The following is a 9,339-nucleotide window of genomic DNA, read 5'->3' on the forward strand; positions in this document are numbered from 1 at the left end:
CTAATCTGGGAATCAGTCAGGGCACAAGTCCGCCGAACGGGCCAAAACCCGCCAGGTGGCGGTATCCCGCCACCCCTCCACCGGGAGAAGGGGCGTCGCCGATGCTCGAAGCGATCGGCCTGTCACCGGCCGAGAGCCGTCTGTACACGACGCTCGTCGAGAACCCGCGGTCGTCGGCCGCCGAGCTCGCCACGCACTGCGGCGTCTCGACGCTCCTGGCGGCCCGCACGCTGGCGGCCTTCGCGCGGCGCGGCCTGGCCAGCAGGCTGCCCGGCCGCCGTGCCCGTTACGTCGCCGTCGCGCCCGACATCGCGATCAGGCCGCTGCTCACCCGCCAGGAGGAGGAGCTGCACCAGGTGCGCACGGCCATCCACGAGCTCACCACGTCGTTCCACCTGGCCTCCCGCTACGCGACGCATCCGGCCGAGCAGGTCGAGGTCGTCACGGGGACCGGCAACATCATCAGCCGGGCGTACGCGCTGCAGGACAGCGCCCAGACCATGTTCCGCAACATCGACAAGCCCCCGTACGTCATGCGCGGCCACGCCGACAACGTCGAGCGCGAGCGGCGGATGCTCAGGTCGGGCATCGACTACCGCAGTGTGTACGACCTGGAGTCCCTGGCGGTCCCCGGCAAGCTGCGGCTCATCCAGGACTCCATGGCCCACGGCGAGAAGGCCCGCGTGGTGGCCGGGGCGGCGGCCAAGATGTGGATCGCCGACGACGCGCTCGCGCTGATCCCCATCCGCAACGGCTCGTACTCCATCGACGCGGCGTTCATCCTGCACCAGTCGGCCCTGCTGGACGCGCTGATCGCGCTGTTCGAACGGGAGTGGGGACGGGGGTTCCCGTTGCGGGGGACACCCCGGCCCGCCGCCCCCGGCGGGCCCGACGAGGCGACCAGGGAGCTGCTCTCGCTGCTCGCGGGCGGGCTGACCGACGAGGCCATCGCGCGGACGCTGGGGCTCGGCCTGCGTACCGTGCAGCGCCGCATCCACGCGGTCATGCGCGACCTGAACGCCATCACCCGCTTCCAGGCCGGGCTCGCGGCCCGGGAGCGCGGCTGGATCTAGCGCGGCGGCGGCCGGGTCTGGTACATTGTTACCATGGTAACAGTGGAGCGGGTGCAGACCGGCCTGCGGCTGGAGAAGAACGTGCTCAAGGTGCTCAAAGGGCTGGCCGAATATCTCGACATGTCGCTCGGCGACCTCGTCGAAGGCATCGCGCTGCATGCCTTCGACGGCAAGGCGCCCTTCACCCCGGAGACTCTGGCGAAGATCGACCAGCTCAAGGTCGTGTACGACCTGACGCTGACGTCGGCGGACGCGCACCGGCTGGTGGACAGGTGAGCGGCGCCCAGTACAGGCTCACCGGGCGGCTGCCGGTCGCGCTGCCGCCCGAGCAGGCGTTCCCGCTGTTCACGCCGCGTGGCGAGGAGCAGTGGGTGGCCGGGTGGCGGCCGCACTTCCCGGTGGCCGCCGACGACGACTCCGCTCCGGGCACGGTGTTCGAGACCGAAGCGCACGGCGAGGTGACCACCTGGGTGGTGGTCGGGCGCGAGCAGGGGCGGCGGGTCTCGTACGCCAGGATGACGCCCGGCTCGCGGGCCGGGATCGTCACCGTCGGGGTGGAGGAGGACGGGCGGGGCGGCAGCGTCGTGGACGTGACGTACGAGCTCACCGCGCTCTCTCCGGAGGGGGAGCGGACCCTGCGGGAGTTCGCCGCCGGATACACGGCCTTCCTTGCCTCATGGGAGCAGGCCATCGCGCATCACCGGGCAAGGCGGTGAGCCATTTCTCGCTGTTCGCATGAATCATGACCACGCCGTACACGCGCCCGCCGGGTCGCCCCGTCCGTCAGAGCGGGATGAAAAGCGCCTCGAACGGCGGGTCGCCGACGCCCGTCGTGACGTGCCCCAGGCCGGTGGTGTCGGCGGCGAGCACCAGGTCGCCGGGGCCGAAGCGGCGCCGGCGGCCGTCGGTCACCGTCACCTCGATCGTCCCGCGCAGCATCACCACCCACTGCTCGCGCGGCGCCGGGTGGGCGCTGCTGTCGAACGCGGCGCTGCGCAGGAACTGCACGCCGTCCCTCGACGGCAGCCCGCCCACCGCCATGGCCGGCACCCCGTCGGCGACCTGTCGCCGTTCGAGCGCGATCTCGCCGTCCTCGAACGCCGAACCGCCGTCCTCCGTGCGGATGATCCTGGTGAAGCGCATCAGCTCACCCCGATGAACTGGTGGTCGGTACGGACCCGGCCCTCGTCGTCCAGGGCCAGGATGTCCAGGCCGCCCCCGGCGACCTCCCCGTCACGGACGGACACCATCGACCACCGGACGCCGATCACGTTCGGCAGGAGGACGAACGGCTCCCCGGCGACCCGGAAGATGTGCTCGCCCGGCGCCACGAACATCTCGTAGGCACGGGTCACCCTGGCCTCCAGGGCCTCGTGGCCGTGGACCTCCAGCGGCGGCACGGGAAACGCGAGCGCCGCGGCGGCGTCGCGGATCGCCTCGGGCGGATCGACCAGCACCTGGGTCCCGCCGGGTGCCCACAGCTCACGGATGAGGGCGCCGCGCGTCGCCGGATCGGGCTCGTTCCACTGGGCGACATAGCGGTCGGCGCACTGCTGCGCATCGAATGCGTTGCTCATGGCCGGAAGTGTGCGGCCCCGGGCGGCGACCGCGCGATTCCCTGCAGGGAATCGCGCCGCCGCGGATGTCCACTATGAATGGTGACATGACAGTCCTGGCGGAACCCGAGCAGTTCGCCCGCGAGCTACGGCGCTGGCGCACGCGCCGCCGCTTCAGCCAGCTCGACCTGGCGATCCGGGCCGACACGACCCAGCGCCATCTGAGCTTCCTCGAACAGGGACGTTCGCGGCCGGGCCGCGTCATGGTGGTGCGGCTCGCCGAGTCACTGGGGCTGTCGCTGCGGGAGCGGAACGAGCTCCTGCTCGCGGCCGGATACGCGCCGATGTACGCCGAGTCGAGCCTCGACGCCCCCGAGCTCGGCCCGGTGCGCGACGCGCTGGAGCGCATCCTCGACGGCCACCTGCCGTATCCCGCGGTCGTCGTCCGGCGGCACGGCGAGTTGGTCGCCGCCAACGCGGCGTTCGGCGTGCTGCACGAGGGCGCCGCGCCCGCGCTGCTGGAGCCGCCGCTCAACGTGCTGCGGCTCGCCCTGCATCCCGAGGGCATGGCCCGTCGCGTGGAGAACCTGCCCGAGTGGGGCCGCCACATCACCGGCAGCCTGCGCGACCAGGTGCGGCAGAGCCCCGATCCGGACCTGGAGGAGCTCATCGCCGAGCTGGACGGCTACCTTCCCGACGTGGACCCGCCGGTGGGGCATCTCGGGTTCGCCGTGCCGCTGCGGCTGCGGGTGCCGGAGGGCGAACTGCGCCTCATCACCACGCTGACGTCGTTCGCGACGGCCGTGGACGTCACGCTGTCCGAGCTGCGGCTCGAAGCGTTCCTGCCGGCCGACGAGGCGACGGCGGTCATCCTCCGGCGACGGGCGATGTGACCGAAATTACATCTAAATAGATGCATCAAGAATGATATGTTCTTCCCATGAACGGATTCCTCAGCGTCCCCGGTGCCCGCCTCTACTACGAGGTCCGCGGTACGGGCCCGGTCCTGCTCATCTCCCAGAGCGGCGAGGGCGACGCCGGTCGCACCGTCGACCTGGTGGACCGGCTCGTCACCGACTACACCGTCATCACCTACGACCGGCGCGGCCTGTCCCGCAGCACGCTGGACGACCCGGCCGGCGGCGCGACGGTGGCCGAGCACGCCGACGACGTGCACCGGCTGCTCGCCGAGCTCACCGACGAGCCCGCCCGCATGCTCGGCTGCAGCTTCGGCGCGGTGCTCGGCCTGCACCTGGCCGTCCGGCACCCCGCCCAGCTCCACACGCTCGTCGCCCACGAGCCCGTAGCCCCCGCCCTGCTGCCCGCCGCCGAACGCCGCCACCACGAGGAGGAGCTCCAGGAGCTCCAGCGGCTCTACCGGGACCAGGGGCTCGCCGGAACGTTCGGCAAGATCGCCGAAGTCCTCGGCATCCAGCTCGGCCGGCAGGAGACCGAGCCCGGGCTCACCCAGCACCCCATGGACGACCGGCGCAGGGCCAACTTCGACTTCTTCATCCGCAACGACTTCGGCGCCATCGTCCACGACACCCTCGACACCCTCGACACCCTCGACACCGCCGCGATCGCCGGCGGCCCGGTGCGCGTCATCCCGGCGGCGGGCCGCACCACGCCCCGGCACGTGTTCGATCACCGCTGCGCGCACGAGCTGGCGACCCTCGTCGGGCGCGAGGTCGAGGAGTTCCCCGGCGGCCACAACGGCAACCTCACCCACCCGCGCGCGTACGCCTCCCGGCTGCGCGACCTGCTCTGACGACCGGGGCCCTCAGATATTCATGTAAATCCAGTAGGAAATGTTGACTATGCGCCGCCGGCGACGTAGCGTTCCCGGTATGAGCCAGGGCCTTTACTTGACCCGGCGCCCGCACGTGGACTTCGGTCACGTCGCCAGCGCGCAATGTCGTTGATCACGGACAGCTGACCGCGCACCTTCCCCCATCCCGGCATGGCCGACGGTGCTCATGCCGCCCTCTTTCTGCGCGCCCCGCGCACTGGCGCGCCTCTTCCATGAGGAACCTTCCGTGATCAAGATCAGGCATTTCCTTCTCGTCTCAGCGGCGGCCGGACTGGCCGCCTGCGGCTCCGCCGAGGGCTCGGCGCGTCCCGGCGGAGCGGAGGTGAAGGTGCTGCGTTACCAGGGCAACGTCGGCGCCGTCACCTACCCCGAACTGGCCGAGGACCTCGGCTACCTCGGCGACGTCAAGCTCAGGTGGGTCGGCAACACCACCAGCGGCCCCCAGGACATCCAGTCGGCCGCCACCGGCCAGACCGACTTCGGCGGCGCCTTCAACGGCGCGATCATCAAGCTCAAGGCGGCCAGAGCGCCGATCAAGGCGGTGATCGGCTACTACGGCTCCGACGACAAGACCTTCAGCGGCTACTACGTGACCGACGACAGTCCCATCCGGACCGCCCGCGACCTCATCGGCAAGAAGATCGGCGTCAACACTCTCGGCGCGCACCACGAGGCCGTCATCAAGGAGTACCTGAAGCGAGCGGGCCTGACCCCGGAGGAGATCAAGCAGGTCCAGCTCGTCGTGATCCCCCCGGTCAACACCGAGCAGGCGCTGCGCCAGGGACAGCTCGACGTGGGCACGCTCGGCGGCATCATCAAGGACAAGGCGCTGGAACGCGGCGGCCTGCGCCCGTTGTTCACCGACGTCGGCCTGTTCGGGCCGTTCACCGCCGGCGCCGTCGTGCTGCGCGAGGACTTCATCGCCCGCAACCCCCACACCACGAGGACGTTCGTGGAGGCGTTCGCCAAGGCCGTCCAGTGGGCCCAGAGCCACCCGCGCGAGGAGGTCGTCGCCAGGTTCAAGCAGATCATCGCCAAGCGCGGCCGCAACGAGGACGCGACCGCGGTGACGTTCTGGAAGAGCACCGGCATCGCCGGCAAGGGCGGCGTCATCGCCGACAAGGAGTTCCGGACGTGGATCGACTGGCTCACCCGCGAGGGCGAGATCAGGCCCGGCCAGGTGAAGCCGTCCGACCTCTACACCAACGAGTTCAACCCCTACGCCCACGGGAGCGGGTCATGACCGCCACGATCGGCCGGACCGCGGTGAAGACCAAGATCGGCATCCGGGACGTCGGCAAGGTGTTCCAGGTCCGGGACGCCCGCGAGCCGTTCGTCGCGCTGTCCGGCATCGACCTCGACGTGCGCGAGGGGGAGTTCCTCACCCTCGTCGGGCCGAGCGGCTGCGGCAAGTCCACGCTCCTCGACCTGGTCGCCGGGCTGACGCGGCCGAGCAGCGGCGAGATCCTCATCGACGGCACGCCGGTCACCGGCCCGGGGCTGGACCGGGGGATCGTCTTCCAGCAGTACGCGCTGTTCCCCTGGCGCACCGCGCAGGCCAACGTCGAGTTCGGCCTGGAGGCGAAGGCCGTGCCGAAGAAGGAGCGGCGGGAGCGGTCCCGGCACTACCTCGACCTCGTCGGGCTGACCGGCTTCGAGGAGCGCTACCCGCACGAGCTGTCCGGCGGCATGCGGCAGCGGGTGGCGATCGCCCGCAGCCTCGCCTTCGACCCCGACGTGCTGCTGATGGACGAGCCGTTCGCCGCGCTGGACGCCCAGACGCGCGAGTCGCTGCAGGAGGAGCTGCTGCGGATCTGGGAGAAGACCGGCAAGACCGTGGTCTTCATCACGCACGGCATCGACGAGGCCGTCTACCTCGGCCGGCGGGTCGCCGTCATGACCTCCCGGCCCGGCCGGATCAAGGAGATCGTCGAGGTGTCCTTCGACTCCCGGGAGGGTGACCTGCGGGCGGACCCGGCGTTCGGCGAGTACCGCCACCACGTGTGGGCCCTGCTGCGCGACGAGGTCGCCGCGGCGCAGGTCCTGGAGCGGAAGGCGACGTCCCATGGCTGACCGGCCGGGCGACCTCGCCGCCGCCACCGCCCTGGACGAGCGCGCACCCGAGCGGCTCTCCGGCGGCGTCCACGCCTACGACCCGCCCCGCCGGCCGGACACGCCTGCGGGCCCCGGCCCGTCCGCCCCCGCGCGAAGGTACCGGCGCGCGGCCTCGCGGGCGCTCACGAAGTCCTCGGCGATCCTGCTGCTGCTGGCCGCCTGGGAGGTGCTGCCGCGGCTCGGCGTGTTCGACCGGGTCTTCGTGCCGCCGCTGTCGGAGGACCTCGTCGTCTGGTACGAGATGGTGCTCGGCGGGCAGCTCCCCGAGCACCTGGAGGCGTCGCTGGTCCGCTCGCTGTCCGGGTTCGGCCTGGCCATCGCGCTGGCCGTCCCGCTCGGCCTGCTGATCGGCTGGTACCGGCCGGTGGCCGACATCCTCGTCCCGCTGCTGGAGCTCTTCCGCAACACCTCGGCGGTGGCGCTGCTGCCGGTGTTCACCCTCATCCTGGGCATCGGCGAGACCACGAAGATCACCTTCGTGCTGTACTCCTGCTCCTGGCCGATCCTGCTCAACACCGTCAGCGGCGTGAAGACCGTCGAGCCCCTGCTGATCAAGTCGGCCCGGTCCATGGGCCTCGGCCCGGTCCGGCTCTTCCAGAAGGTCATCCTGCCCGCCGCCGTGCCCACCATCTTCACCGGCGTGCGGCTGGCCGGCGCCTACTCCATCCTCGTCCTGCTGTTCGCCGAGATGGTCGGCGCCAAGGCCGGGCTCGGCTACCTCATCCTGGACGCCCAGTCCAGCTTCCGCATCCCCGAGATGTACGCCGGGATCATCACGATCTCCGCGCTCGGCCTGCTGTTCAACCTGCTCCTGATCAGAGTCGAGCGCCGCTTCTCCACCTGGAGGACCACATGACGAGAAAGCTCCACCTCAACGCCTTCCTCATGGGCGTCGGCCACCACGAGGCGGCCTGGCGGCACCCGCGCACCGACCCGGCCAGGATCGCCGACGTCCGGCACTACCAGAACCTGGCCCGGATCGCCGAGCGCGGCAAGCTCGACTCGGTCTTCCTGGCCGACGGCCTGGCCCTGTGGGGCAACGTCCGGCACAACGCGCTCGGCGGTCTGGAGCCGCTGACGCTGCTGGCCGCCCTCGCCGCCGTCACCGACCACGTCGGCCTGATCGCCACCCTGTCGACCACCTACAACGAGCCGTTCCACGTGGCACGCAAGTTCGCCTCCCTCGACCACATCAGCGGCGGCCGGGCAGGCTGGAACATCGTCACCTCCGCCGGCGAGGCCGAGGCGCACAACTTCGGCATCGAACGGCCGGCGCACGCCGACCGCTACGCCCGGGCCACCGAGTTCCTGGACGTCGTCACCAAGCTGTGGGACAGCTGGGAGGACGACGCGATCCTGTCCGACCGGACGAGCGGGCTCTACGCCGACACCGGCAAGATCCACGCGATCGAGCACGCGGGGGAGCACTTCACCGTCCGCGGCCCGCTGAACACCTCCCGGCCGCCCCAGGGACACCCGCTGCTGGTGCAGGCCGGCTCCTCGGAGGACGGCAAGGAGTTCGCCGCCCGTCACGCGGAGGCCGTCTTCACCGCCCAGCAGACCCTGAAGGAGGGGCGGGAGTTCTACGCCGACCTCAAGCGCCGCCTGGCCCGGTACGGCAGGCAGCCGGAGGACCTGCTCGTGCTGCCGGGCATCTCGCCGATCATCGGCTCCACCGAGCGGGAGGCGCTGCGGCTGGAGAAAGAGCTGGAGGAGCTCATCATCCCCGCATACGGCCTGGCCCAGCTCTCCCACATGACCGGCATCGAGCTGAGCGAGGACGCGCTCGACCGGCCGCTGCCGGACATCCCCGTCGAGACCGAGGGCGCGCAGAGCCGCCGCAAGCTCGTCGTCGACCTGGCCCGGCGGGACGGCCTCACGGTCAGGCAGCTCATCGGCCGCCTGGCCGGCGGCCGGGGACACCGCGTGGTGGCCGGCACCCCGGAGCAGATCGCCGACGAGATCCAGGAGTGGTTCGAGGGGGGAGCGGCCGACGGCTTCAACATCATGCCTCCCCTCCTGCCCGTCGGCCTGGCCGACTTCGTCGACCACGTCGTACCGGAACTGCGGGCCAGGGGCCTGTTCCGGCACGAGTACGACAGCCGTACCCTGCGCGGCAACTACGGACTGGCCAGGCCCGGCTCCCGGTACGCCGCCCCTGACGGCGCGGAGCTGGAAGTGGCGGTGGCCGGATGACGGAGACCCTGCCCGACCGCACGGTGGACGCCGACGGTTACCGTCGCGCCCTCGCCGTGCACGCCGCGGGCGTCGTGGTGATCACCGCGCACAGCGACGGCATCCCCGTCGGCCTGACCGCGACCTCCTTCTCCTCGGTCAGCCTGGACCCGCCGCTGGTCTCCTTCTACGTCGACCGGCGCTCCACCACCTGGCCATTGCTGCGTTCGGCGGACCACTTCGCCGTGAACGTCCTGGCCAGTGACCAGGCGGAGGTGGCGGCCAGGTTCGCGAGCAAGGGGATCGACAGGTTCGCCGAGCCCACCCGGTGGCGTCCGGGGCCGCTGGGGGCGCCGCTGCTGCAGGACGTCTCGGCGCACCTGATCTGCCTGCCGCACGAGACGTCGGGCGTCGGTGACCACGTGCTCGTGGTGGGCCTGGTCGCCGAGGCGTACGTGCACGGCACGGGCCGTCCGCTGCTCTACCACCAGGGCAGGTTCGGGCGCTTCGTCGCCCACCCGTGACAGTGCCCCGTGACCGTGCCCCGCGACCGTGGCCGAGTGCGGCTACGTCGATCAGGCCCACCTGGCGCGGGACTTCCGCGCCC

General features: G+C 71.3%; 12 protein-coding genes. 10 read left to right on the forward strand and 2 right to left on the reverse strand.

Annotated elements, in window-relative coordinates:
* The first annotated feature begins 101 nt into the window (after positions 1 to 101).
* The 3 genes from AB0H64_RS40740 to AB0H64_RS40750 are packed head-to-tail and all read left to right on the forward strand — an operon-like array spanning position 102 to position 1,789.
* The gene (locus AB0H64_RS40740) at positions 102 to 1,073 is read left to right on the forward strand and encodes a helix-turn-helix transcriptional regulator (RefSeq protein ID WP_357636100.1); all 972 of its coding nucleotides are present in this window, start codon (positions 102 to 104) and stop codon (positions 1,071 to 1,073) included.
* 33 nt (positions 1,074 to 1,106) lie between these two features.
* Entirely contained in the window at positions 1,107 to 1,349 is a 243-nt protein-coding gene (locus AB0H64_RS40745) for a hypothetical protein (protein WP_357636103.1), read from the forward strand.
* Positions 1,346 to 1,789 carry an SRPBCC family protein gene (locus AB0H64_RS40750; protein WP_357636106.1) on the forward strand — a complete coding sequence of 148 codons (444 nt, stop codon included), beginning with the start codon at positions 1,346 to 1,348 and terminating at the stop codon, positions 1,787 to 1,789. The genes AB0H64_RS40745 and AB0H64_RS40750 overlap by 4 nt, the downstream gene beginning before the upstream one ends.
* A 67-nt stretch (positions 1,790 to 1,856) precedes the next feature.
* Here the strand turns inward: AB0H64_RS40750 and AB0H64_RS40755 are convergent, their stop codons facing one another.
* Positions 1,857 to 2,216 carry a hypothetical protein gene (locus tag AB0H64_RS40755; protein ID WP_357636109.1) on the reverse strand — a complete coding sequence of 120 codons (360 nt, stop codon included), beginning with the start codon at positions 2,214 to 2,216 and terminating at the stop codon, positions 1,857 to 1,859.
* A complete protein-coding gene (locus tag AB0H64_RS40760) occupies positions 2,216 to 2,650 on the reverse strand; it encodes a hypothetical protein (protein ID WP_357636111.1) in 435 nt (144 codons plus the stop codon). The genes AB0H64_RS40755 and AB0H64_RS40760 overlap by 1 nt, the downstream gene beginning before the upstream one ends.
* Before the next feature lie 86 nt (positions 2,651 to 2,736).
* Between AB0H64_RS40760 and AB0H64_RS40765 the strand changes: the two genes are divergently transcribed.
* The 7 genes from AB0H64_RS40765 to AB0H64_RS40795 all read left to right on the forward strand — a co-directional run bounded on the left by AB0H64_RS40765 (position 2,737) and on the right by AB0H64_RS40795 (position 9,256).
* Positions 2,737 to 3,522: a helix-turn-helix domain-containing protein gene (locus AB0H64_RS40765; protein WP_357636114.1), complete on the forward strand. Its 786-nt coding sequence runs from the start codon at positions 2,737 to 2,739 to the stop codon at positions 3,520 to 3,522.
* 47 nt (positions 3,523 to 3,569) lie between these two features.
* Complete coding sequence (locus tag AB0H64_RS40770; RefSeq protein WP_357636116.1) at positions 3,570 to 4,400, forward strand: alpha/beta hydrolase; 831 nt, start codon at positions 3,570 to 3,572, stop codon at positions 4,398 to 4,400.
* Positions 4,401 to 4,668: 268 nt separating this feature from the next.
* Complete coding sequence (locus AB0H64_RS40775) at positions 4,669 to 5,685, forward strand: ABC transporter substrate-binding protein (RefSeq protein ID WP_357636118.1); 1,017 nt, start codon at positions 4,669 to 4,671, stop codon at positions 5,683 to 5,685.
* Positions 5,682 to 6,515, forward strand: coding sequence for an ABC transporter ATP-binding protein (locus AB0H64_RS40780; protein ID WP_357636121.1), 834 nt, complete (start codon positions 5,682 to 5,684; stop codon positions 6,513 to 6,515). The genes AB0H64_RS40775 and AB0H64_RS40780 overlap by 4 nt, the downstream gene beginning before the upstream one ends.
* A complete protein-coding gene (locus tag AB0H64_RS40785; RefSeq protein ID WP_357636124.1) occupies positions 6,508 to 7,413 on the forward strand; it encodes an ABC transporter permease in 906 nt (301 codons plus the stop codon). Before AB0H64_RS40780 ends, AB0H64_RS40785 begins: the two co-directional genes overlap by 8 nt.
* Complete coding sequence (locus AB0H64_RS40790) at positions 7,410 to 8,753, forward strand: LLM class flavin-dependent oxidoreductase (protein ID WP_357636127.1); 1,344 nt, start codon at positions 7,410 to 7,412, stop codon at positions 8,751 to 8,753. The genes AB0H64_RS40785 and AB0H64_RS40790 overlap by 4 nt, the downstream gene beginning before the upstream one ends.
* Entirely contained in the window at positions 8,750 to 9,256 is a 507-nt protein-coding gene (locus AB0H64_RS40795; protein ID WP_357636130.1) for a flavin reductase family protein, read from the forward strand. The genes AB0H64_RS40790 and AB0H64_RS40795 overlap by 4 nt, the downstream gene beginning before the upstream one ends.
* The last annotated feature ends 83 nt before the right edge of the window (positions 9,257 to 9,339 follow it).

The organism is Nonomuraea sp. NPDC050733 (assembly GCF_040654215.1).
Lineage (GTDB): Bacteria > Actinomycetota > Actinomycetes > Streptosporangiales > Streptosporangiaceae > Nonomuraea.

What these genes read in the sequence shown, in the direction of transcription:
- AB0H64_RS40795 (WP_357636130.1), top strand. Translation starts at nt 8,750, where the DNA reads ATGACGGAGACCCTGCCCGACCGCACGGTGGACGCCGACGGTTACCGT.
- AB0H64_RS40780 (WP_357636121.1), top strand. Translation starts at nt 5,682, where the DNA reads ATGACCGCCACGATCGGCCGGACCGCGGTGAAGACCAAGATCGGCATC.
- AB0H64_RS40770 (WP_357636116.1), top strand. Translation starts at nt 3,570, where the DNA reads ATGAACGGATTCCTCAGCGTCCCCGGTGCCCGCCTCTACTACGAGGTC.
- AB0H64_RS40785 (WP_357636124.1), top strand. Translation starts at nt 6,508, where the DNA reads ATGGCTGACCGGCCGGGCGACCTCGCCGCCGCCACCGCCCTGGACGAG.
- AB0H64_RS40765 (WP_357636114.1), top strand. Translation starts at nt 2,737, where the DNA reads ATGACAGTCCTGGCGGAACCCGAGCAGTTCGCCCGCGAGCTACGGCGC.
- AB0H64_RS40745 (WP_357636103.1), top strand. Translation starts at nt 1,107, where the DNA reads ATGGTAACAGTGGAGCGGGTGCAGACCGGCCTGCGGCTGGAGAAGAAC.
- AB0H64_RS40755 (WP_357636109.1), bottom strand. Translation starts at nt 2,216, where the DNA reads ATGCGCTTCACCAGGATCATCCGCACGGAGGACGGCGGTTCGGCGTTC.
- AB0H64_RS40740 (WP_357636100.1), top strand. Translation starts at nt 102, where the DNA reads ATGCTCGAAGCGATCGGCCTGTCACCGGCCGAGAGCCGTCTGTACACG.
- AB0H64_RS40760 (WP_357636111.1), bottom strand. Translation starts at nt 2,650, where the DNA reads ATGAGCAACGCATTCGATGCGCAGCAGTGCGCCGACCGCTATGTCGCC.
- AB0H64_RS40790 (WP_357636127.1), top strand. Translation starts at nt 7,410, where the DNA reads ATGACGAGAAAGCTCCACCTCAACGCCTTCCTCATGGGCGTCGGCCAC.